General features: G+C 60.0%; 19 protein-coding genes and 1 pseudogene. 12 read left to right on the top strand and 8 right to left on the bottom strand.

The genetic code is table 11. The features are described from left to right. Positions 1–3 precede the first annotated feature (3 nt). Complete coding sequence (locus tag H3Z84_RS12785; protein WP_022990464.1) at positions 4–375, bottom strand: DUF6746 family protein; 372 nt, start codon at positions 373–375, stop codon at positions 4–6. A 155-nt stretch (positions 376–530) separates the two neighbouring features. On the opposite strand from H3Z84_RS12785, the pseudogene H3Z84_RS12790 reads away from it, so the two are divergent. Together H3Z84_RS12790 and H3Z84_RS12795 are read left to right on the top strand one after the other, a co-directional pair. Then, positions 531–722: pseudogene (locus H3Z84_RS12790) on the top strand (hypothetical protein); the annotation flags it as partial. Positions 723–829: 107 nt separating this feature from the next. Continuing rightward, positions 830–2005, top strand: coding sequence for a type III PLP-dependent enzyme (locus H3Z84_RS12795; RefSeq protein WP_199457717.1), 1176 nt, complete (start codon positions 830–832; stop codon positions 2003–2005). Between the two features lie 187 nt (positions 2006–2192). On the opposite strand, the gene H3Z84_RS12800 is transcribed toward H3Z84_RS12795, so the two are convergent. From H3Z84_RS12800 to H3Z84_RS12815, 4 genes are read right to left on the bottom strand one after another with little or no spacing between them, the layout of a single operon-like run. After that, positions 2193–3395: a CynX/NimT family MFS transporter gene (locus H3Z84_RS12800; RefSeq protein ID WP_199457718.1), complete on the bottom strand. Its 1203-nt coding sequence runs from the start codon at positions 3393–3395 to the stop codon at positions 2193–2195. An 11-nt stretch (positions 3396–3406) separates the two neighbouring features. After that, entirely contained in the window at positions 3407–3802 is a 396-nt protein-coding gene (locus tag H3Z84_RS12805; protein ID WP_022990468.1) for an ectoine synthase, read from the bottom strand. Positions 3803–3852: 50 nt separating this feature from the next. Further along, on the bottom strand, positions 3853–5283 hold the full coding sequence (locus tag H3Z84_RS12810; RefSeq protein ID WP_199457719.1) for a GTPase/DUF3482 domain-containing protein: 1431 nt from the start codon (positions 5281–5283) through the stop codon (positions 3853–3855). Further along, complete coding sequence (locus H3Z84_RS12815) at positions 5280–6692, bottom strand: DUF2868 domain-containing protein (RefSeq protein ID WP_199457720.1); 1413 nt, start codon at positions 6690–6692, stop codon at positions 5280–5282. The genes H3Z84_RS12810 and H3Z84_RS12815 overlap by 4 nt, the downstream gene beginning before the upstream one ends. A gap of 83 nt (positions 6693–6775) precedes the next feature. Between H3Z84_RS12815 and H3Z84_RS12820 the strand changes: the two genes are divergently transcribed. The 8 genes from H3Z84_RS12820 to H3Z84_RS12855 all read left to right on the top strand — a co-directional run bounded on the left by H3Z84_RS12820 (position 6776) and on the right by H3Z84_RS12855 (position 17464). After that, on the top strand, positions 6776–7132 hold the full coding sequence (locus tag H3Z84_RS12820) for a DUF6164 family protein (RefSeq protein WP_199457721.1): 357 nt from the start codon (positions 6776–6778) through the stop codon (positions 7130–7132). A 21-nt stretch (positions 7133–7153) separates the two neighbouring features. Beyond that, on the top strand, positions 7154–8566 hold the full coding sequence (locus H3Z84_RS12825) for a sigma-54 interaction domain-containing protein (RefSeq protein WP_199457722.1): 1413 nt from the start codon (positions 7154–7156) through the stop codon (positions 8564–8566). Between the two features lie 320 nt (positions 8567–8886). Then, positions 8887–9972: a TRAP transporter substrate-binding protein gene (locus H3Z84_RS12830; protein WP_199457723.1), complete on the top strand. Its 1086-nt coding sequence runs from the start codon at positions 8887–8889 to the stop codon at positions 9970–9972. A 170-nt stretch (positions 9973–10142) separates the two neighbouring features. Further along, positions 10143–10670, top strand: coding sequence for a TRAP transporter small permease subunit (locus H3Z84_RS12835; protein ID WP_228285865.1), 528 nt, complete (start codon positions 10143–10145; stop codon positions 10668–10670). 17 nt (positions 10671–10687) lie between these two features. After that, positions 10688–12058 (top strand): TRAP transporter large permease, encoded by a 1371-nt coding sequence (locus tag H3Z84_RS12840; protein ID WP_199457725.1) that lies wholly within the window; start codon positions 10688–10690, stop codon positions 12056–12058. Positions 12059–12114: 56 nt separating this feature from the next. Then, positions 12115–12894 (top strand): 3-hydroxybutyrate dehydrogenase, encoded by a 780-nt coding sequence (locus tag H3Z84_RS12845; protein ID WP_199457726.1) that lies wholly within the window; start codon positions 12115–12117, stop codon positions 12892–12894. Positions 12895–12910: 16 nt separating this feature from the next. Further along, positions 12911–14899 (top strand): acetoacetate--CoA ligase, encoded by a 1989-nt coding sequence (locus tag H3Z84_RS12850; protein WP_199457727.1) that lies wholly within the window; start codon positions 12911–12913, stop codon positions 14897–14899. A 321-nt stretch (positions 14900–15220) separates the two neighbouring features. After that, positions 15221–17464 (top strand): NADP-dependent isocitrate dehydrogenase, encoded by a 2244-nt coding sequence (locus tag H3Z84_RS12855; RefSeq protein WP_199457728.1) that lies wholly within the window; start codon positions 15221–15223, stop codon positions 17462–17464. Positions 17465–17544: 80 nt separating this feature from the next. Here the strand turns inward: H3Z84_RS12855 and H3Z84_RS12860 are convergent, their stop codons facing one another. Next, on the bottom strand, positions 17545–18744 hold the full coding sequence (locus H3Z84_RS12860; protein ID WP_022990474.1) for a cation:proton antiporter: 1200 nt from the start codon (positions 18742–18744) through the stop codon (positions 17545–17547). A gap of 4 nt (positions 18745–18748) precedes the next feature. Beyond that, positions 18749–19219, bottom strand: a complete 471-nt coding sequence (ybaK, locus tag H3Z84_RS12865; RefSeq protein WP_022990475.1) for a Cys-tRNA(Pro) deacylase — start codon at positions 19217–19219, stop codon at positions 18749–18751. A 131-nt stretch (positions 19220–19350) separates the two neighbouring features. On the opposite strand from ybaK, the gene H3Z84_RS12870 reads away from it, so the two are divergent. Further along, complete coding sequence (locus H3Z84_RS12870; protein ID WP_022990476.1) at positions 19351–20637, top strand: EstA family serine hydrolase; 1287 nt, start codon at positions 19351–19353, stop codon at positions 20635–20637. A 144-nt stretch (positions 20638–20781) separates the two neighbouring features. Beyond that, positions 20782–21009, top strand: coding sequence for a hypothetical protein (locus tag H3Z84_RS12875; RefSeq protein ID WP_094624546.1), 228 nt, complete (start codon positions 20782–20784; stop codon positions 21007–21009). Positions 21010–21012: 3 nt separating this feature from the next. Here H3Z84_RS12875 and H3Z84_RS12880 read toward each other — a convergent pair whose 3' ends face one another. Next, positions 21013–22092, bottom strand: coding sequence for a hypothetical protein (locus tag H3Z84_RS12880; RefSeq protein WP_152521799.1), 1080 nt, complete (start codon positions 22090–22092; stop codon positions 21013–21015). Positions 22093–22115: the final 23 nt, after the last annotated feature.

Genomic DNA, 22115 nt, shown 5'->3' on the forward strand with positions numbered 1-22115 from the left:
CGGTTATTTCACGATGGTGCGGCTCTTTTCCAGGTACACCGCGCCTTCCTGCTTCACGGTATCCGGGTCGGCGCGCTCGGAAGCCTTGTGAACCAGCTCCAGACGCTCGGCAATGTCTTCCAGCTCGTCATCCATCTTGCCCAGGGCATTTTCCAGGGTGTAGGTGAGCTGGTGTACTTCGTTCATGGCTTCCGGGGTCAGCTCGCCGGCAAGTACTTTTTCCAGCCGGTTGTTGTACTCGGATAGGTTGGCAACCGCCTGTTCGAGGGTTTTTGAAGGTTCGCCCTTGTAATGCTCGTAGTCGTCATCGGCGAATGCGAGGGCGGCGAACAGCAGGGCCGCAGCGGCTGCGGCAATTTGCAGGGTGGTTTTCATGGAGCATCCTCTTCACTGTTAAACGTTAATGCGAATTATTACCAATAATATCTGGGCGTGCAACAGGAATTCGCGTACAAACGGAAAAATACCGCTTGCCAGTGGCCGGAAGCTGTATAAAATGCCGCCACTCTCCACCCTGTGCGGCGATAACCATGCACCTTGTATCCTTCAACGTGTTCCGTACTCTCGGCTTTCCGGACATCACAGTCCTCAAACCTGAACATTTTTTGCGCCACAAGCCTTTGCTGCAGGAAGCAGACTGGGTGTTGTTCCCCGAATACTGGCAGCTCAGTGCCCTGGTGCACGGCCTGAAATGCCGGATTTATGGGTACATATGCGCATTTGTGGTGATCAGAAAAAAGCCTGATGATCGCGACATTCACGGGTAGCACGGCGAGTCTGTGCTACCCTTTTTTTATGCCCGTTTACCCTGTGGAGGGACACACCACCCATGAACCAGACCCCCAACGCCGATATCGCCGATTACTACAGCGCCGAGACGTTCAAGCGGATCAAGGACTTTGCCGATGGCAAGGAAACCCCGTTTGTGGTGATCGACACCCAGACCATCGAACGCCAGTACGATGAGCTGATCGACGGTTTCCCCTACGCAAGCGTCTACTATGCGGTGAAGGCCAACCCGGCTCCGCAGATTCTGACCATGCTGCGGGACAAGGGTGCCAATTTCGATATCGCGTCGGTATATGAGCTGGACAAGGTCATGGGTCTGGGTGTTACCGGCGACCGCATCAGCTATGGCAACACCATCAAGAAGGCGAAGGACATTCGCACCTTCTACGAGAAGGGTGTGCGTCTGTATGCCACCGACTCCGAGGCAGACCTGCGCAACATTGCCAAGGCGGCACCCGGTTCCAAGGTGTATGTGCGTATTCTGACAGAAGGTACCCTGACCGCCGACTGGCCGCTGTCCCGCAAGTTCGGCTGCCAGACCGATATGGCCATGGACCTGCTGATCCTGGCCCGGGATCTGGGCCTGGTGCCTTACGGCGTGTCGTTCCATGTCGGTTCCCAGCAGCGGGAAATCGGCGCCTGGGATGCGGCGCTCAGCAAGGTGAAGGTAATCTTCGAGCGCCTGAAGGAAGAAGACGGCATCGAGTTGAAGATGATCAACATGGGCGGCGGTTTTCCGGCCAATTACCTGACTCGCACCAACGAGTTGAGTGTGTATGCCCGGGAGATCCTGCGTTTCCTGAAAGAGGATTTTGGCGACGATCTGCCTGAGATCATTATCGAGCCGGGGCGGTCGCTGATTTCCAATGCCGGGGTGTTGGTGAGTGAGGTGGTTCTGATTTCGCGCAAGTCCCGCACGGCGTTGCACCGATGGGTGTTCACTGATGTGGGCAAGTTTTCCGGGCTGATCGAGACGCTGGATGAGTCGATCAAGTTTCCGATCTGGACCGAGAAGACCGGTGAGGGTGAAGACTGTGTGATTGCCGGGCCGACGTGTGACAGTGCCGACATTATGTACGAGCACCATAAGTATCCGTTGCCTTTGAACCTGGCGATTGGGGACCGGATGTACTGGCTGTCGACCGGGGCTTATACCACCACTTACAGTGCCATCGAGTTTAACGGGTTTCCTCCGTTGAAGGACTACTACATCTAGGTTTGGAGTTTCTGCCAATTGGAGTCTGGCCGCGGGGCGGGGAGGTGTTTTCCTCTGGAAAAAACAACTCGCTGCGCTCAGACATCTTTTTTCCGGCGGAAAACACCTCCCCACCCCACGGCCTGCGGCCGTGTTCGGGGGAGTCTGATTAGCTCATGCCATCATTGCAGGGGCACCATGAAAAGGATCAGCTTTCGGGCTGGTCCTTTTTTCGTTCCAGGTCCAGGGTGAAGGCCAGGGGCAGGACCAGCACGCTGTAGGCGATCATGGTAATGATGGCGTGTCTGGGGTCGCCGGTGGTGTCGGCGATGAGGCCGCCGAGCATGGGCACGCAGAAGCCCATGGTGTAGCCCACCAGGAAGGTGCCTGCGGAGAGGCGGCCGGTTTCGGCGGAGCTGACCAGGAGCGGTGGCAGGGCGACGAGCAGGATCAGGAGGATGCCGGCGACGAAGCTCATGACGGTGGCACTGGCGATGAACCACCAGCCTTCCAGGAACACGGTGCCGGTGGTGCCGAGGATGCTGAGGGCCGCGGTTATGACGATGGTGGTGCGGCTGCCTACCCAGCGGCGGGCCATTTTGAGCACGACCAGGGAGGCGAATACCTGGGCAATGTTGTACCAGAACAGGGCTTCGGAGAGCATGCTGATTTTGCCCTGCTGCTCCAGCAGATTGCCCATGTAGGCATTGAGGCCGAAGAACATGGAGCCGGACAGGCCCAGTAGCAGGCCAATGCGCAGGGTAAGCGGGTTTTTCCAGTCTGGCAGCCAGGCGGCGCGGCGTATCGGGCGGGCCATGTCCCGTTTGGGCAGGAACAGGGTGGCGGCTACCAGCAGTGCCGGTAGCGACCATACCAGCAGGGTGGCACGCCAGCTGTTGTCCAATAGCGGCATGAGTACCGGCAGGGTGATGCCGGCGCCGATGAATTCACCCATCAGCATGCCGTTCATGTAGATGGCAGAGCCCATGGCAATGTGGTGGGGTTCGAGCCAGCGCGGTAACAGTGCCGGCAGTGCCGGTTGCATCATGGCAACGCCCAGCCCCATCACGGCGCTGGCGAGCATCAGGGTGAAGGTGTCGGGCACCAGGCCCCGGCCGGCGGAACCGATCACCATAATAACCATGGCCGTGGCCAGGGTGTTTCGGGGGCCGATGCGGGAGATGGCCAGGGAGCCGGGCATGGCGCCGATGGCGAGCATCAGGATGGGTAGGGTGGTCAGGGCACCGGTGAGGGCCTGGCTCAGGGCCAGCTCGTCAGCAATAAACGGTGCCAGCGGTGGGGCGACCAGTATAGGTACCCGGAGGTAAACACCGGCCAGCCAAAGCAGCACCGCCACCGGCAGCAGCCTGGCTGGCGGTGGCGGTGTGGTCGCGGCGGAGTTGCTTGCCACGATGGTGCGAATCAGTCTTCGCTGGTGTCCGGCAGATAGGCGCCGTCTTCGTCGTGCACTTCCTGGCCGGTAACCGGCGGGTTGAAGGCGCAGATCAGGCGCATGTCTTCGGTGCCGCCGTACAGGGTGTGACGGTCGTGCTTGTCGAGGGCGTACAGGGTGCCGTCGGTAATTTCGTGCACTTCACCGGTGGCAAGGTCCTTGATGCGGCCGTTACCGGCTACGCAGTAAACCGCTTCCAGGTGGTGCTTGTACCAGAAGGTGTGCTCGGTGCCGGCCGGGATGATGGTTTCATGGAAAGAGAAACCCATACCGTCCTTTTTCAGCAGCAGGCGGCGGCTGGTCCATTGCTGGGCGCTGACTTCGCGCTCGGTACCGATGATGTCTTGCACTCGTACGATTTTCATTCGCATTCCTCATTTGGTGATGGAATAGCCATACAGTATAAACATGCCCGTCAGTCGCGATTCAACCGCCAATCGTCGTATACCGACATGGCCTGCTCGATTGCCTGCGCGAAATTCTGTTTTTGAGCAGGGCTTAGAGCGCCCTGTTTCCGGCATCGGTCGAACGCTTTCTGGATCTCCCGGCGGGCGTTTTTGTCGAGCCGTTCCAGCCAGTGATGGTCCGCCGGTTCCAGTTCCAGCAGATCCCGCCCGGCGTGGTTGCGGTGGTTGATATGCCACCAGTGATCGACGGCTCTCCCCAATACCACATAGCCGAACTGACTGTCTTGAACCGGGCCGAAAGTGGCGGCTTTCAGTCCGTCTTTCAAGGGCCGGATGTTGAGCGCCGGCAACAGCAGCCGGTCGCCGTAAAAGTAGCTGCCGGCAGCGCCCAGTAAGCCGCCGACGAGGGCGCCTGCCCCCAGAGAGGAGCCCAGTGTCATGGCATCAATCCCCGCACCACCAACGGCTCCGGCACCGAAACCGGCAGTGGCCAGGTAGCGCTTGCTCACAGCCCAGTGTTTGCGGGTGTCTTCGGAAAACAGGTCGTGCTGGCTGGCCCATTGCAGTTCGGCTTCCTGGCGCCGGATACGTTGATGCTGGTACAGGTGTTCGATGTCCACGCGCAGGGTCTGCTCCCGTTGTCGTTGGCGTTTATACCAGCGGTCTCTCAAGGTTTCGGCCAGGGTGGCATCGCTGGTGCCGGCAACCTGGTCGAGCGTCAGTGTGCGTTTTTCCTGGTAGCTCATCAGGTCTTCCAGTGCCCGGGCCATCACGCTGGCAGCCTGGCGCCGGCGCTGGCTGCGTTGTTCTGACAGCAGCTGCGTGGCCTGTTGCAGGGGGTGTTCCCAGTCCGGTTCGAGCTGGCCAAAGGCCCGTAACAGGCTGAGATGTTGCTCGAACGGGGCGCGAACGGCATCGAACTTGCGCACAACCTGGAAGAACTGACCGAGTGCCGATTGCCAGGTGTCACTGTAGTCGTCGGCACCAATGCTGTTGATCAACGCCAGGCTGGGCCGGCCGCTCCATCGCAGAATGGTCATTTCGGCTTCGTGCTCGGCACTGTAGGGAACCGATCCGTCCACCACGTAGATGATGCCGGCACCCTCGATAATCGGAGCCAGCAATTCACACTCGTCGATATAGCGGTCATCGCCCTGATGCTGGAGTACAAAGGCCCTTACCGTGTCCGGATGATCGGAGGCCGATAGACTGTGGGCTTCGAGCCATTGCAGCACCCGCCGTGGTCGCTGGAAACCCGGGGTGTCCACCAGGGTGTAGAGCGTGCGACCATCCACGGATAATGGGTAGGCCTGATGGGCGCGGGTGGTGCCCGGTTCGAGGGCGATAGCGATGGCATCGTTCTGGGAGAGGGTCGCCACAACGCTGGATTTGCCCTTGTTGGGATGGCCTACCACAGCAAATACCGGAGACGGCTTCATGATTGTGGATGTCCAGTTTGATAGGGGTTTTCCGGTAACGAAGGCATCAGGGCCACGGAGGCAAAGCCGGCCGGTAGCCTTTCGGTAAATCGCAGCCAGGGTTGAATCAGGTGGTCTGGCGGCATTCGGTTGGCGTCTGCGGCAAGGGGCAGAAGGATGACTTTGGTGCCGGCTGGCCACTGTTCCCGGGCCTGATCGAGAAAGTCATGGAGTTCACCGGTAGGTGGCTCCCAACTGCGGGTGATCAGTACCACCGCGGGTGAGGTTTCCCCGGACAGCGCCTGGGTAAGCGTTGCCAGCACCTGGTCGTCCTGGGCCAGCGAGGACCGCCCCCCCGCTTTGTAAATCTGGCTGTTACTGGCCAGCAGTGGCTGCGGCAATTCCGGATCACCGGCACCGGCCCAGCAGACCAGATGTTGCGCGTCCTGGAGTTCGCCGGGTTTGGCGCGGGTGGTGGTGTCGGGCAGATCGTCGGCATCGTTGTGCTGGTTGCCGGTGTCCAGCGTCGGCGTTTCCATGCGGTACAGCAGCGCCTGCATGCCCGGGTGGCGTTGCAGCAGGCTGAACGCCTTGCGGTGGACCAGCCACTGACTGAAGGCAAGTAATAGCAGGCGCGGCATTAGCACCCAGGTCAGCCACAGCATGACCACAAAGGGCCACCACTGCCCCCATTGTGCCGGCGCGGTGCCGGCACTGCCCGGGTCGGCGCGGAAGAATCGGGTGGCGTCGATCAGTTCCTGGGAGGGCTCGGCCGCAGGCCACAGCCAGCTCCACGGTCCGGCAACCACTTGGATCAGCCGGTGATACCCCTGAGCGGCGGTGTCCAGTGTGGTGCTCCAGCCAAAGGCCAGATCCTGAATGACCAGCATTACCAGCAGCGTTATCAGGCCGGTGATGGCAAACAGGGTGCCGCCGGTGTGGGCAGCCCGGGCCATCAAAACCGGGTGCAGCTGCGCGAGGGTGGCGCCGGGCGGTTGTTTTTGCAGTCGCCGTTGCAGCCAGCGCCAGGGCTGCCAGCCCGCCAGGGATTGCACGGTGGTGGCCAACGCCAGTAGCAATTGCAGCAGAACAAACGCCAGCAGTACGGTGACATTGATGCGCTGGCCGCCATCGTAGAACAACAGGCCGGCCATGGTGATTATGCCGAACACCGCCCCTGCTGCTGCAAAGCCGCCATTGATACGGCGCCAGCGCTGTTGCAGCGCCCGGCCCTGCGCACGCACGCCACCGGGGCCACTGAGCCGCTGCATGTGTGCCAGCCAGTGTGCGGCATCGGGCTGTATGCCCTGTTGCTCGCAGTCCAGGGCGAAACGCCGGTCCCGGCGATGCAAAAACGCAGGGGCTTGATCCCTGTCCCGCTGGATGCGGTCATCAAAATCCAGCAGCAGACGAAGGGGGTTGTGGCTCATGCAGTGTCCTGATGAATTCGGTCGGATTTGCTTTCCTGCTAGGATATAGCCAATAACGCTCATGAAGCCAGCCGGGAAGCCCTATGCCCCACCACCTGATGAACCTGCGCAATGTGCCGGATGACGAAGCCGAGGACATTCGTGCCCTGTTTGACGAGCACGATGTGCGCTATTACGAAACGCCACCCAGCCGCTGGGGCATCAGCATGGGCGGTTTCTGGGTGCATGATGATGACGAGGCCCGGCGGGCCCGGGCTCTGCTGGACGGCTATCAGGCTGAGCGCCTGGCCACCCGGCGTCGGGAATATCAGGCCCGGTGTGCGCGGGGCGAAACCGGCCTTTGGTTCCAGTTCCGCCAACGGCCGGTCACTTTCGTGGCCGCTGTGATTGCAGTGGCGGCTATTCTGGCGTTGAGCCTGCTACCTTTCATTCGTCTCTAGCCTGGTACCGGTGCGCCGTCTATGACACAGCTGTTTTCAGATAATCATAAAACCGGACTGACCCGGGAGTTGATCGATGCGCTGGCACCAATGTTCGAGCAGGCCAGCGCCGGCGCGATTGCCATTGATGCGGATAACCGGATCACCTGGATTAATCAGAGCTATGCCGATTTGCTGCAGTTGCCGGCCCCGTCGGTTGCCATCGGCGAGGATGTCCGCCGGATCATTCCCCATACCCGAATGCCGGAGGTGGTCGCCTCCGGCAAGCCGCTATTGCTGGACATCATGGAACATAATCACCAGCAGCTGGTGGTGACACGCATACCGGTACAGGACGATGACGGCAAGATCGTGGGCGCCATCGCCTTTGTGCTCTACGACGATTTGCAGCCACTGACGCCTCTGGTGGCCAAATTCCGCAGGCTGCATCAGGATCTGGCCGCCGCCCGCAAGGCGCTTGCCAAAAAATCCCGGGGTACCCGCTACAACCTGACGGACTTTGTGGGGGCCAGCCCGCAAGCCCTTGAGGTGAAGCGCCGGGCCCGGCTGGCATCGGGTCGTGACGTGCCGGTATTGCTGCTGGGCGAAACCGGCACCGGTAAAGAGGTTCTGGCCCAGGCCATTCACTCGGCATCCGCGAGGGCCCACAAGCCGTTTGTCGGCGTTAACGTGGCGGCGGTGCCTGAAAACCTGTTGGAGGCCGAATTTTTCGGTGTGGCACCGGGGGCCTACACCGGCGCAGACAAGCGCACCCGGGAGGGCAAGTTCCAGCTCGCCAACGGCGGCACCCTGTTTCTGGACGAGGTGGGGGATATGCCTTTGCCGTTACAGGCCAAGCTGTTGCGGGCGTTGCAGGAGGGGGAGATTGAGCCACTGGGTTCGAACACCGTCAGCCCGGTGGATGTGCGGGTTATTGCCGCCACCAGTCGCAATCTTGACGCCATGATCGCTGACGGCAGCTTCCGGTCGGACCTGTATTACCGGCTCAATGTACTCGAGATTTCGATACCGCCTTTGCGAGATCGGCTGGTGGACCTGGGGGTGCTGTGTGAAGCGCTGCTGGGTGATATCTGCGACGGCCAGGGCTTGCCCGGTGAAATCACCGACGAGGGCATTGCCGCGTTGGGCCATTACGACTGGCCCGGCAATATTCGGGAGTTGCGTAACCTGTTGGAACGGGCCCTGACCATGAGTGAGGATGATGGCCTGCTCGATGCTGAATCGATTTTTAAGGTGTTGCCGGCAGCCAGTGCGGGGCCCGAACCACGCATGTCGTTGCGCCGGGTTCGGCCTTTGGCCCGGGTGATGGCCGAGGCGGAAGCCCATGCCATCGAAGAAGCTCTGCTGGCGTGCCGTGGCAACCGGACGCGGGCGGCCAGGTTGCTGGGGATTTCCCGCTCTGTGCTGTACGAAAAACTGGCCAGAATGTCCTGAAATCCGGACAGTTGTCCGAAATTCAGGACATATAACTACGACCTACAGCGAGAAGTGTCCTGATATTCGGACAACTGTTTTCTTTTTCATTCCCGTTTGACGTCATAATCTCTTTAATATCATGCAGTTGTGTTATTTGGCACAACGAGTGCAGTTATCCGGATGCAGGACGTCAGAACAACGCTTGAAAACAAACTGACGCACCATTGTTGGACCCAAATCGAGTCAGTCAGGTTTTCCTGCGTTGTCTGATCCTATTCAGACTCGCCTTCCAGCCCTGTGCCGGGAGGTCGATGACAACAAAAAGAAGGATCCAGTTCATGTCGATCAAGTTCAATGTCTCTCGCCTTGCCTATGGCATTACCGCCGCTGCCGTCATCACCGGTAGCCTGGCCAGCAGCGACGCGCTGGCTGCCGAGAAAGTTCGTTGGCAGGTTCCCCTCGCCTTTCCTTCGCACCTGATCGGTTTGACCACACCGGTCAAACACCTGTCGGAAAACCTCAAAGCGGTTTCCGGCGGAGATATTCAGCTTCGCTACTATGAGCCCGGCGAACTGGTTCCCCCGTTTGAAATCATGGATGCCGTGGGCAGCGGCAAGTACCCCGCCGGTTACACCTGGGTGGGTTATGACCAGGGCACTATTCCTTCCCTGCCGCTCTACTCCGGTGCACCTTTCAACATGGAGCCACCGGCGTATCTGGCATGGTACTACGAGGGCGATGGCCGGGAGCTGCTGGAAGAAATCTACGCCGAGCGCAACATTCACCCGATGCTTTGTTCGATCATCGGGCCTGAGGGTGCCGGCTGGTTTGCCCAGCCCATCGAAGGTGTGGACGACTTTGACGGCCTGAAGATCCGCTTTGCCGGTATTGGCGGCAAGGTCCTGGAAAAGCTGGGCGCCTCTGTCACCATGGTGCCTGGCGGCGAGATCTACCAGGCTCTGGAGCGCAAGACCATTGATGCCACCGAGTTCTCCCAGCCAGCCATCGACAAGATGCTGGGCCTGGACCAGATCATCAAGAACTACATCATGCCCGGCTGGCACCAGACTCTGACCACCTCCCACCTGCTGGTGAACAAGGACACCTGGGAAAAGCTGGAACCCCAAACCCGCGCACTGGTGGAGATGGGGTGCGAGTCTGCCACGCTCAAGGGCTTTGCCCAGAGCGAGTGGGCCCAGCCAACCGCACTGCGCGACTACGAGAAAGAAGGTGTGAGCGCCCAGACCCTGCCAGAGCCCGTGCTGCGGGAATTGCAGAAGGTCACCAACGAGGTGCTGGACGAGATCGCAGCCAAAGACCCGATGTTCAAGCGGGTTCTGACCAGCCAGCGAGACTTCATGGAACATCACTCCATCTGGCACTCCAAGGGCTACCTGCCCCGGGATTTCTACCAGTACGACTGATCAGCGGATGATGATCGCAGCAGGCAGCGCTAGATCGCTGCCTGCAACTCCCTCCTGCGTACGAATGAATCGAGGTTATTGTGACGGATTCCAATACGTCTGTGGGCAGTCAATCCACGGCCCCCGGTAATATCGAATTGCCTGCCAACGGGCTGTCCTGGCGGCTGGACATGCTGGTGGTGGCCGTGGGTCGCCTGAGTTCCTGGTTGTGGATTGGTGTGCTCGTTGTTGTGCTCATCAACGTATTTTCGCGGTATGCGTTGTCGCAGGGCTCCATTGCTCTGGAGGAACTGTCGTGGCACCTGTTCGGGATCGCCACCATGCTGACGCTCGGCTACGCCGTGGTCCGGGATGACCATGTCCGGGTAGACGTGCTGAAAGAAAAGTTTTCGCCCAGGGCGCAGGCCTGGATCGACCTGCTGGGCACTGTTGTACTGGCGTTGCCGGTGATCTACCTGATGATTGATGCCCTGGTGCCCTATGCCTGGACGGCCTGGACCTACAACGAACGATCCCAGGCGCCCAGTGGGCTGCCGTACCGGTTTATCTTCAAGAGCATGTTGCCGCTTGGCCTGGCCTTCGTGATGCTGGCGCTGCTTTCCAGGGCGACCCGCTGCACAACGCTGTTGTTTGGCTTCCCCAGGGCGGTCACCCCTCCGAACGACGATCGCCGGTCCACCGGCCATCCCAATCCCTGAATAACGAGGCAGACGTCATGGGTGTAGAAGCGATTCTTGTTATCGCCATGTTCGCCAGCTTCATGGTGCTCCTGCTGCTGGGATTCCCGGTAGCCTGGTCACTGGCGGGTATTGGTCTTGTGTTCGCCATTGTCGGACACGTGATGGTCGAGTATTTCGACTCCCCGCTCTGGTTTACCTGGCAAGGCACCATGGGGGTGCTGGATGCCAGAATCTACGGCATTGTCGCCAACGAATTGATGGTGGCGCTGCCGATGTTCATTTTCATGGGCATCATGCTGGACCGCTCCGGCATTGCCGAGAAACTGATGCACAGCCTGGTGCGCGTGCTGGGCCCGCTGCGTGGCGGTTATGCCATCACCGTGGTGATCGTGGGCGTGTTGCTGGCGGCATCTACGGGTATTGTCGGTGCCTCGGTGGTGTTGCTGGGCATGTTGTCCCTCGGGCCGATGATGCAGGCCAACTACAACAAATCCCTGGCCGTGGGTACCGCCTGTTCCGTGGGTACCCTGGGTATTCTGGTGCCGCCCAGCATTATGCTGGTGCTGATGGCGGACCGGCTGGGCACTTCCGACGCATCCGTGGGCAAGTTGTTTATGGGGGCGCTGATCCCCGGTGTAATGCTGGGCGCGATGTACATTCTGTACATTCTGATTGCCTCGTTCATTAAAAAAGACCTGGCACCCGCGCCGGCAAATCGGGAGCCCCTCAACGCCCGGGCCTGGCTGGATGTGCTCAAAGCGGTTCTGCCGCCCATGGTGCTGATCATTGCGGTACTGGGCTCGATCTTTTTTGGTATTGCTACCACCACAGAAGCCTCTGCGGTGGGTGCCGGCGGTGCTTTGCTGATGGCCTTTGTCAGCAGGCGTCTGGACATGGCCACCCTGAAAGAATCCCTGTATCAGACCAGTCGTACCTCGGCGTTTATCTTCGGCATCTTCATCGGTGCCACGGTGTTCGCGTCGGTGTTGCGGGGGCTGGGCGGCGATGAAGTCATTGAAAGCGCGATCACCGGCCTGCCCTTTGGCACCACCGGGGTCTTGCTGACCGTGCTGTTAATCACCTTCCTGCTCGGGTTCTTCCTGGACTGGGTGGAAATTACCCTGATCGTCCTGCCGCTGGTAGCGCCGGTGCTGTTCAAGATGGGCGTGGAGCCGGTGTGGTTCGCGATCATGTTCGCCATCTGCCTGCAGACCTCATTCCTGACGCCGCCGGTGGGCTTCTCGTTGTTCTACATCAAGGGCGTGTGCCCGCCGGGCATCACTACACGGCATATCTACCTGGGCGTGCTGCCGTTTATTGCCCTGCAGTTGCTGGCGCTGGCCCTGGTGTTCTGGTTCGAGCCGCTGGCCACCTGGCTGCCTAACGAGGTGTATGGAGGGGGCTGACCAGCCCCCCCTGCGGATTCCAATAACAATTCCAATCGTGAAAGGAGATTGTGACCATGCGTCTTCACAATCAAGTTGCCCTGATTACCGGCGCCGGCCGGGGCATTGGCCGCGCCATTGCTGAACATTACGCCCGCGAAGGGGCCCGGGTGGCGGTGGCGGACCTGACCCTCGAAAGCGCCGCCGACACCGTAGCGGCCATTGAACAGGCCGGCGGCACGGCCCTGGCCCTTGCCATGGATGTCACCGACGAACAGGCGGTTGACCAGGGTGTGGCCACCATCGTTGAACACTGGGGCAGGCTCGATGTCGCCCTGGCCAATGCCGGTATCCAGCACATCGACCCGGTGCACAAGCTGGCCTACGCCGACTGGAGCAAGGTGATGAACGTGCACCTGGACGGCGCCTTTCTGGTGACCCGGGCCGCACTGCGGCAGATGTACACCCAGGGTGGGGGTACTATGCTCTATATGGGCTCGGTACACTCGGTGGAAGCGTCGCCCTTGAAGGCCCCCTACGTGGCCGCCAAACACGGCATGCTCGGCCTGTGCCGGGCGGTGGCAAAAGAAGGTGCCGAGCACGGGGTACGCAGCAACATTATCTGCCCCGGCTTTGTGCGCACCCCGCTGGTGGACAAGCAGATACCGGAGCAGGCCAAAGAGCTGGGTATTTCCGAAGAAGAAGTGATCAGCAAGGTCATGCTCAAGAACACCGTGGACGGCAAGTTCACCACCCTGGAAGACGTATCGGAGCTGGCAGTGCATCTGGCCGCCTTCCCGTCCGCTGCCCTGACCGGCCAGTCGATTGTGGTCAGCCACGGCTGGCATATGCAGTAATTTTCTGGAGAGACGGATGAGCAACACAGAACAATCACCGGTTGTCTGGACCCCGGACCAGGACACCCTCACCGGTTCCCGCATGGGCCAGTTCAAGGCCTGGCTCGAGCAACAGGGCTTTGGCCCCTTTGCCGATTACCACGCCCTGCATCAGTGGTCGATCACCGAGCTGGATACTTTCTGGCAGAAGGTGTGGGATTACTGTGGCCTGGTTTGCGACACCCCCGCCAAGCGCGTGTTGGGTAATCGCGAGATGCCCGGCGCGGAATGGTTCCCGGGCATGAAGCTGAACTTTGCCGCCAATCTGCTGCGGCTGGCAGATGGCGACCATGCCCATAAAGAAGCCGTGGTGGCCTACTGCGAAACCCGCCCGGTAATGCGCAAGACCTACGCTGAACTGAAAGCCGACGCCGGCGCCCTCGAAGCCTTCCTGCGCAGCAAAGGTATCCAGAAAGGTGACCGAGTGGCCGGCGTGGTCACCAACGGCTACGAAGCCCTGGTCGGCATGCTGGCAGCTACCAGCCTGGGCGCGATCTGGAGCTCCGCCTCCCCGGACTTCGGCATCGGCGCTATCAACGACCGCTTCGGCCAGATCGAGCCCTCAGCCCTGATTGTGGTCAACGGCTACGGCTATGGCGGCAAAGTGTTCGCGCGCCAAGGTGACTTCTCCGAGCTGATCGCCGGCCTGCCCTCTCTGAAGGTGGTGGTCAGCATTGCCCAGCTGCCGGATGAAGCCCCGATTCCCGGCGAGCTGGTCACCACCTGGGACGACGCCCTGAAGGCCGGCGAAGGCCAGGCGCCGTCGTTCACCCCGGTCGATCCGGATCACCCGGTGTACATCCTCTATTCCTCCGGCACCACCGGTAAACCCAAGTGCATCGTGCACGGCACCGCCGGCTTGCTGATCAATCACGCCAAGGAACTCATGCTCCACGGCGACATCGGCCCGGACGACCGCTTCCTGTACTTCACCACCTGCGGCTGGATGATGTGGAACTGGCAGGCCTCTGCCCTGATGACCGGCGCTGCCGTGATCACCGTGGATGGCTCCCCGGGTTACCCGAACCTCAATTTCCTGTGGGAAACCGTGGCCAAAGAACGGGTTACCCACTACGGCACCAGCGCCCGCTTCATCGCCGGCTGCCGCAAAGCCGAACTGCAGCCGGCGAAAACCCTGGACCAGAGTGCCCTGCGCGTGGTGTTCTCCACCGGCTCGCCGCTGTTACCGGAAGACTACGACTGGATCTACACCGGCGGCGCCCCCAATGCGTTGCTGGGCTCCATCGCCGGCGGCACCGACATCTGCGGCTGCTTTGTGGGGTCTACCCCACTGCTGCCGGTACGTAGAGGCGAAATCCAGTGCCGTTTGCTGGGGGTAGATGCTGTGGCCTACGGCGACGATGGCCAACCGGTCAGCGAAGGCCGCGGCGAACTCGTCTGCCGCCAACCGCTGCCGTCCATGCCCGTCAGCTTCTGGCAGGACCCGGACGGTGAGCGCTATAAAGACGCCTACTTCAACACCTTCCCCGGCGTCTGGGCCCACGGCGACTTCATCGAATTCACCGAACACGGCGGCGCCATCATCTACGGCCGCTCCGACGCCACCCTCAACCCCGGCGGCGTCAGAATCGGCACCGCCGAAATCTACCGCCAGGTGGAAACCATCAGCGAGGTTAAAGACAGCCTCGTGGTCGGCCGCCAGATCGACGGCGACGTGGAAGTGGTGCTGTTCGTGGTCCCCGCCGAAGGCCAGACCGTCACCGACAACCTGGCCAAAACCCTGAAAACCCGAATCCGCGAAGGCGCCAGCCCAAGGCACGTACCCAAACACATCGTCGAAGTGCCCGACATCCCCTACACCCGCAGCGGCAAGAAGGTCGAGTTGGCAGTCGCCCGACTGATCAACGGCTCGAACAAAGCCGATAACCGGGATGCCCTGGGTAACCCGGAAGCGCTGGACCGGATTCGGGAGCGTTTGGCTACAGCCGGCTTGTTACCGGAATGATCAGGGGTGTTTTGTTGACAAAGTGACGGCCGTCATCGCTGAGCAAAGGGTTGCGGAAACCACCGCGATCACTCCAAAGCCAGAAAAACGAACAAATGTTAGAAAGTTTCGTAAATTCCCGCCATTTCATGAGCCTGTAACCGAAGATCAGGCATTATCCGTACGTTCTTATACTAAGATCGTAATCAAAATTCCGCAAAAAATGCTATCTTAGTAGGTCTATCAAAAGTTCCGAATCAGTCACTGGCAAAACCGGACGTTCACAAGACGCCCGAATGCGCCATGACCGTCCTGAACCCACCCCATAGCCTGAGGACGAAAATGAGCAACTCCAAATCCAAGATTGTCTACACGTTGACCGACGAGGCACCCGCCCTCGCGACCCGGTCACTGCTTCCCATCCTGGAAACCTTCGCCAAGCCGGCTGGTATCGACTTCGAAACCAGCGACATCTCTCTCGCGGCGCGTATTCTGGCAGGCTTCCCGGACTACCTCGAGGAAGGTCAGCGGGTGCCGGATGCCCTGGCTGAATTGGGTGAGTACACCAAGGATCCGGACGCCAACATCATCAAGCTGCCGAACATCTCTGCGTCCATTCCCCAGCTGCGTGCTGCCATCAAAGAGCTGAACGAGCAGGGCTACAAGGTTCCCGAGTACAAAGAAAACCCGGAAACCGACGAAGAGAAAGAAATCCACGCACGTTACTCCAAAGTGCTGGGCAGCGCCGTTAACCCGGTCCTGCGTGAAGGTAACTCCGACCGCCGTGCACCGGCTGCGGTAAAAGCCTTTGCCCGCAAGTTCCCGCACACCATGGGTGAGTGGAGCCCGGCTTCCCGTACCCACGTGGCGCACATGCGCGGTGGCGACTTCTACTCCAGCGAGCAGTCAGTAACCCTGGACAAGGCCACCAACGCCCGCATCGTGTTCGAGAACAAGAAGGGTGAGCAAACCGTTCTGAAATCCGACCTGCCGCTGCTGGAAGGCGAAGTGCTCGACGGCATGTTCATGAGCAAGAAGGAACTGGTGAAGTTTTTCGAAGGCGCCATCGAAGACTGCGAAAAGACCGGTGTGATGTTCTCCCTGCACGTGAAAGCCACCATGATGAAAATCTCTCACCCGATCGTGTTCGGTCACGCGGTGAAGGTGTTCTTCAAGGAGCTGTTCGACAAGTACGGCGACCTGTTCAATGAAATCGGCGTAAACCCGAACAACGGCCTGTCTTCCGTGGTTGAGAAGATCAAGCAACTGCCGGAATCCAAGCAGGAAGAAATCCAGGAAGCCCTGCACGCCTGCTACGAGCACCGTCCGGAAATCGCCATGGTCGATTCCGTTAAAGGTATCACCAACCTGCACGTACCGAGCGACGTGATCGTAGACGCCTCCATGCCGGCAATGATCCGTAACTCCGGCAAGATGTGGGCCCGTGATGGCAAGCTGAAGGACACCAAGGCGGTTATGCCTGAGTCCACCTACGCCACCATCTACCAGGAAGTGATCAACTTCTGTAAGACCCACGGCGCGTTCGATCCCACCACCATGGGTACTGTGCCGAACGTCGGCCTGATGGCCCAGAAGGCGGAAGAGTACGGCTCCCATGACAAGACCTTCGAAATCAAGGAAGACGGTATCGTTCGCGTTGTCGCTGAAGACGGCACTGTGCTGACTGAGCACAACGTTGAGCAAGGCGATATCTGGCGCGCTTGCCAGACCAAGGACCTGCCGATCCGCGACTGGGTCAAGCTGGCGGTCAACCGTTCACGTTCCAGCGGTATGCCGGCGGTATTCTGGCTGGACGACGAGCGTGCCCACGATGCCCAGCTGATCAAGAAGGTCGAGAAGTACCTGGCCGAGCTGGACACCGAAGGCCTGGAAATCCACATCATGTCTCCGGTTCGTGCTATCCGCTGGACCATGGAGCGCCTGATCCGTGGCCTGGATACCATTTCCGTAACCGGCAACGTGCTGCGTGACTACCTGACCGACCTGTTCCCGATCCTGGAGCTGGGCACCAGCGCCAAGATGCTGTCCATCGTGCCGCTGCTGAACGGCGGTGGTCTGTACGAGACCGGTGCTGGCGGTTCCGCACCCAAGCACGTACAGCAGCTGATCCAGGAAAACCACCTGCGTTGGGATTCCCTGGGTGAATTCCTGGCCACCGCAGTGTCCCTGGACGAGCTGGGCGAGAAGCAGAACAACCAGCGCGCCCGCCTGCTGGGCCAGACCCTGGACAAGGCTACCGAAAAGCTGCTGGAGAACAACCAGTCTCCGTCCCGTGTGACCGGCGAGCTGGACAACCGGGGTTCCCACTTCCACCTGGCCCGTTACTGGGCGGAAGAGCTGTCCAAGCAGGATGAGGACAAGGAACTGAAAGAGTTCTTTGCCAAGCTGTCAGCACAGCTGGAAGAGAACAAGGACAAGATCCTGGAAGAAATGACGGTGGTACAGGGCAATCCGGCGGATATCGGTGGTTACTACCACGCGCCGGCGGAGAAAGTGTCTGCCGTTATGCAGCCCAGCGCAACGCTGACCAAGATCCTGGTCGACGCCCAGGCATCTGTGAGCTGAGGCTCAGTGTCAGGCCGGGATGTTTCCCGGCCCTGATCAAAAAAACCGGACAGCCATTGGCTCTCCGGTTTTTTTGTTGTCTAGTCGTCCTCATCAGGGTCTTCCTGGTAGCCCTTGCCGGTCTCACCCGCCTTGCGCAGCTGGATCAGCGTCAGTGGCGGGCCAATGATCTCGAATACCACCGTCGCGCCGATGACCAGTGGCAGGATGTAACCCAGTTCCGGTAGCCGTTCGGTGGCTACCAGCGCCAGGCCCAGGGCTACGCCTGCCTGGGGCATCAGGCAGGCCCCGATGCGGCTACGGGTATCGGGCGCCGAGCCGGCCAGCACGCTGCCCAGATAGCCACCGGCAAAGCGCCCTGCCACCCGGGCCAGCACGTAGGCCACTCCCAGTGCGCCCAGTGTTGGCAGTGCCAGCCAGTCCAGCTGGTAGCCCGCCATAAAGAAGAACAGTGCCAGGAAGGGTTCGGAAATACCGTCGATTGAACGGAATGGCCGCACGTGGTGCCGGGCGAGGTTGGCCACGACCACGCCCAGGGTCATGCAGGTGAGCAGGTAAGACAAGCCGAGCCAGCCGGCCAGCCCCGCGGCTACAAACACAAAGCCGGCGGATTCCAGCAGCATGGGCTCACCGGGCCGCAGCCGGCCGGTCAGCCACGCCATGGGCAGGCCCAGCACAATACCCAGCAGTACCGAGCCTCCGACCTCCATCACCCCGTGCAACATGGCCGTAGGGCCATGGGTATCGCCGTTGCCAATCAGCAGTCCGGCGCTGACCAGCAGGATACTGAACAGGATGGCGCCCCAGGCGTCGTCGATGGCCACCACCTGGAACACCAGCCGGGTCAGCGGGCCGTTGGCGCCGGATTCCCGCAGTACATCCAGCGTGGCGGCCGGCGCCGTGGCGGTGGAAATGCCGCCCAGCAAAAGCGCTGCCGCCAGGTTGCCGGTGGCCCACCAGGTAGCGAAGGTAACGGCTGCAGCGGTCACAAAGGTGACCACCAGGCTGACAATCAGAGCCTCCTTGCCCTGCTTGAGGTCCTTTGCAGACATCCGCTCGCCCAGCAGAAAGCCCACCATAGCCAGGGTCAGCTGGGTAATCAGGTGAAAGCTCTGGCTGGCATCGGCCGGCAGCAGGTCCAGAAGGTCCGGCCCTGCCAGGGCGCCCAGCAACAGCAACAGGGTGACCCGGGGCACATGTACTTTCTGGCCGACCGCATGGGCCGCCAGGGCCAATAACAGGGTGGCGCCAATCAGGATAAGGTCGTTGGCGTGATTCACCGGATCAGTCCTGTTGCAGGGGCGCGAAGGTGGCCCCGGTGAGCCTGGACAGGTCTTCCGGAGCCAGCTCGATCTCCAGTCCCCGTTTTCCGGCGCTGACAAACAGGGTTGCGAAGTTGCGGGCCGAGTCGTCGATAAACGTCTTCAGGCGCTTCTTCTGCCCCAGCGGGCTGACGCCACCCAGAACATAGCCGGTAGTGCGCTGCACCAGCTGTTTGTCGGCCATGGCGGCCTTCTTGGCCCCGGCGGCCCGGGCAATCAGCTTCAGGCTGAGCATGGCGGATACCGGCACCACGGCGACGGCGAGGTCTTTGCCATCCAGCGAGACAACCAGGGTTTTGAACACCTGGTCCGGATTGGCGCCGGTTTTTTCCACGGCCTCGTTGCCGTAGCTTTCGGCGGCCGGGTCATGCTCGTACTCATGCACGGTAAAAGCCACCTTGGCGCGTTGGGCGGCGAGAATTCCGGGGGTCATGCAGACTCCTGTTGCAATCACGGTTTGCCGGAATTAAACCACGGGGCGCCGGTAACTGCACCCCGGTTGCTGCCGGATGATGTGCTTTGATCTATAGTGAAACCATTCAGATATAAAACAAAGGCAACAATATGCATTCACTGGCTCGCCGCGCCCTGAACCTCAGCGCCATTCCCCGGGACCTGCACTCGGTCACCTTCCGGGACACTGCCTCGGAGCACCCGGAACGGGTCGACCTGGCCCCCGAGGTTCCGGAAGCCGTGTGGCGCAGCGTGGAAGCCCTGTACCGGACCGGGGTTCATCCCGGTATCCAGCTGTCTTTGCGTTATCGGGGTGAACAGGTGTTGCATCGCGCCATCGGTCATAGCCGGGGTAACGGGCCCCACGATCCCCGCTCGGTGCCCCGGGTGCCGATGACTACCGAAACCCCCATCTGCTTTTTCTCTGCCTCCAAGGCAGTGACTGCCTTGCTGATGCATATGCTGGCCGAGCAGGGGCTGGTGAACCTGATGGACCCGGTGTCCTACTACTGCCCGGAATTTGCCAGCAGTGGTAAGCGCACCATAACCGTGCACCAGATCCTGTCCCACCGGGGCGGCATTCCGGCCATTCCCCGGGAAACTCCCATTGATGTGTTGTGGGATAAAGACGAAATCTGGCGATTGCTGTGTAACGCCCGGCCGGTGGAAGTAGACGGCGCCAAGGTGGCTTACCACGCCATCACCGGCGGCTTTGTGTTGCAGCGGGTGCTGGAGAAGGTGACCGGCGACAGCATCGATGCCTACCTGGACAAGTACCTGCGTGGGCCCATGGGCATGAAGTGGTTCACCTACGGTATTGGTGCGGAACACCTTCCGGACCTGGCCAGTAACTACGCCACCGGGCCTACCCCGAGGTTTCCGGTGTCCTGGATTGTTAACCGGGCGCTGGGCGGCGACATCGGTACCGTTGAGCGAGTGACCAATGATCCCCGTTTCCAGGAAGCGGTGATTCCCGCCGGTAACCTGTGTGGCACCGCTGAGGAGATGAGCCGGTTCTTTCAGATGATGCTGAATGGCGGCACCTGGAATGGCCAGCGGATCTGCAGCGAACTCACCATCCGGCGTGCGATCCAGCAGTTCGGATCCCTCCAGGTGGACCGTACCATGATGTTGCCCATGCGCTTCAGTGCCGGCATGATGCTGGGCGGCAATCCGGTGGGGCTCTGGGGGCCGCAAAGCCGCTATGCCTTTGGCCACGTGGGCTTGATCAACAAGTTCTGCTGGGCGGACCCGGCCCGGGATATTTCGGTCAGCCTGCTCAATACCGGCTTTCCGATAGTCGGCCATCATTTACCCGCGCTGGGGAAGTTTGTCTATACTGTGTGCAAGCAGTTTCCGTTATTACCGGAGCATCGCCGCAGGCTGGTGGCAGCATGAGCCGGGGCACCGGGGTTAACGGAGTGTTAAAAAAAGTGAAAGCTTGTTCATTTTAATTGAACTTTGTCGGACAGTCCGGCACACTTTTTCACGCAAGACTTTCAGGATGTGGAAGTTACCAAAGACTCAATGGATGAGACCCCTATGCCAAAATCAAGGCTATCCCCGCTCGAACCCCGCCGTGTGCAACTGGACTATCACGAGAGCATGCGCTCCCAGGTCCAGCAACAGCTGTGCAACGAAGTAGAGCGGCTTGAACGCCGTATCGAAACCCTGCGCATGACCAAGGCCCCCCACGCTGCCCTGATGATTTCTACCTATGAGCGCATGATCAGCCGCAAGAAGGGGTTTTTGCAGAACTGGGATTTGTAGCCCTCAGGGTCTCAGGCCAGACTCCTTCGTTGCATATTCGTACTCTGGTTCGGTTTTTTCCGAGCAGTAGGCATCTGTGCTCGGGGTTTGGTCTATTGAGGTGTAAACACGGACTTTTGGCAACTCGTAGTCCATCTCAATCTTTACGCAATCTACGATCTGTCCCGCAAATGTGAATTCCGGGCCGCCCTCAGTGTTTTCTGAGGTACCGATTGCAGTTCCATCAATGATCAGGCTGTCGGTATTCGAACCGGAATAACTCCGCGCAAATGCCATTTCCCGCTCATTCTCAATGACGACACTACCTTCGGTAATGACTCTGGCACCATCGTTATAGCCTGAGCTGGAAAATGCTTCGGGCAGGAATTGGGTGGCAAGTGTGGCACTGGGTCGCGTTGAGCCGGGCGGGAAAGAGCCGGACGACGCCCATGTGAGCACGCGGGTTACTAGATTGGAAGATTCTGGTGTATACACCCACTTTACGATTGGGTACTGCCAGTTATAGTCGTTCTCGGGCTGGCCGTCTTTAAGGGCGGACTCATCGATAAAACGGATCTGAACCTGGTTTGTTCTGTTGCTGTATTCACCGGCCTCACCTTGTTTGATCCTTCGTACAATGTATTGTCGGCCTTCGTTAAAGTTTTCGACGGCATTTTCACCGATGACACGCCTTATGATGTCTAAAGGATTCCTTGCGGATTCAATTTGTGGTGGCTGCTCATCGGAGTAAGTAAGGCCAGCAAACAAAGCGATCTGATTCCTGATGCTGTCTGCTACCGCCGCTGCATCAAAAGTGCTTTGGGTGTTGGGATCTGGTTCTACAGCCTGGATCAGATCGGCAAAAAGGACGGTATCGGTTTGTTCGAGCAGGGTGAACGTGGAAAACCGAAGATCTACATTTGTGGCGGGATTGAGCGTAGAAGTGGAATCCCCACCGCTCTCCACACGGCACCCACTCAGGGTCAGCAACGCCAGTGATATGGCAACAAAAAGGCAGGAATGTCTCATTTCAGAAGGCCCCGGGGTGCGAAATTCGTTGTGAACGGCTAAAGTGAGCTGTGCTGACAATAAACGATAAAGCACGCAGCTACCCGCGCGGAGATCAC

Origin of the sequence: Marinobacter sp. bablab_jr003, assembly GCF_016464245.1 — a bacterium.
GTDB classification, from domain to species: Bacteria; Pseudomonadota; Gammaproteobacteria; order Pseudomonadales; family Oleiphilaceae; genus Marinobacter; species Marinobacter vinifirmus.

Coding starts and splice junctions, on each gene's coding strand:
- H3Z84_RS12785 (WP_022990464.1), bottom strand. CDS start 375: ATGAAAACCACCCTGCAAATTGCCGCAGCCGCTGCGGCCCTGCTGTTC.
- H3Z84_RS12795 (WP_199457717.1), top strand. CDS start 830: ATGAACCAGACCCCCAACGCCGATATCGCCGATTACTACAGCGCCGAG.
- H3Z84_RS12805 (WP_022990468.1), bottom strand. CDS start 3,802: ATGAAAATCGTACGAGTGCAAGACATCATCGGTACCGAGCGCGAAGTC.
- H3Z84_RS12810 (WP_199457719.1), bottom strand. CDS start 5,283: ATGAAGCCGTCTCCGGTATTTGCTGTGGTAGGCCATCCCAACAAGGGC.
- H3Z84_RS12815 (WP_199457720.1), bottom strand. CDS start 6,692: ATGAGCCACAACCCCCTTCGTCTGCTGCTGGATTTTGATGACCGCATC.
- H3Z84_RS12820 (WP_199457721.1), top strand. CDS start 6,776: ATGCCCCACCACCTGATGAACCTGCGCAATGTGCCGGATGACGAAGCC.
- H3Z84_RS12825 (WP_199457722.1), top strand. CDS start 7,154: ATGACACAGCTGTTTTCAGATAATCATAAAACCGGACTGACCCGGGAG.
- H3Z84_RS12830 (WP_199457723.1), top strand. CDS start 8,887: ATGTCGATCAAGTTCAATGTCTCTCGCCTTGCCTATGGCATTACCGCC.
- H3Z84_RS12835 (WP_228285865.1), top strand. CDS start 10,143: ATGCTGGTGGTGGCCGTGGGTCGCCTGAGTTCCTGGTTGTGGATTGGT.
- H3Z84_RS12840 (WP_199457725.1), top strand. CDS start 10,688: ATGGGTGTAGAAGCGATTCTTGTTATCGCCATGTTCGCCAGCTTCATG.
- H3Z84_RS12845 (WP_199457726.1), top strand. CDS start 12,115: ATGCGTCTTCACAATCAAGTTGCCCTGATTACCGGCGCCGGCCGGGGC.
- H3Z84_RS12850 (WP_199457727.1), top strand. CDS start 12,911: ATGAGCAACACAGAACAATCACCGGTTGTCTGGACCCCGGACCAGGAC.
- H3Z84_RS12855 (WP_199457728.1), top strand. CDS start 15,221: ATGAGCAACTCCAAATCCAAGATTGTCTACACGTTGACCGACGAGGCA.
- ybaK (WP_022990475.1), bottom strand. CDS start 19,219: ATGACCCCCGGAATTCTCGCCGCCCAACGCGCCAAGGTGGCTTTTACC.
- H3Z84_RS12870 (WP_022990476.1), top strand. CDS start 19,351: ATGCATTCACTGGCTCGCCGCGCCCTGAACCTCAGCGCCATTCCCCGG.
- H3Z84_RS12875 (WP_094624546.1), top strand. CDS start 20,782: ATGCCAAAATCAAGGCTATCCCCGCTCGAACCCCGCCGTGTGCAACTG.